Source organism: Planococcus sp. CAU13 (genome assembly GCF_000775575.1).
Taxonomy (GTDB): Bacteria; Bacillota; Bacilli; order Bacillales_A; family Planococcaceae; genus Planococcus.
Window position 1 is genome coordinate 1 of record NZ_JRGN01000126.1, and the last position, 303, is coordinate 303.

Annotated in this window: 1 protein-coding gene; it reads left to right on the forward strand. The window is 53.1% G+C overall.

The window, feature by feature from the left end:
- A partial coding sequence (locus KW93_RS17405) for a hypothetical protein (RefSeq protein WP_033541963.1) occupies positions 1-303 on the forward strand: 303 nt, incomplete at both ends.

The following is a 303-nucleotide window of genomic DNA, read 5'->3' on the forward strand; positions in this document are numbered from 1 at the left end:
AGACCGAAGCGATCAATGGGGAAGTGGGCCAATCCATCGAAAGGCTGTCTGAGGACCAGATGGACGGCCTTTTGGATGACGCCGGTTTAGCGCAATTGGGCGTGCTGAAAGAGATGAGGAGCGCCCTTTATCCATGGCGGGATGCGATTTACCAGGCGAAATGGGAAGAAGTGCCGCTTTATGAAGGGGAATTTTTGGCCCTTCTCCAGCTTTACAATGAAAGCGGGGGCGAACTGTCAGCGTTAACGGGCATGGACAGTGGAATCGCCATTGAAAAAAACGAGTGGCTCCTGGAACACGGAT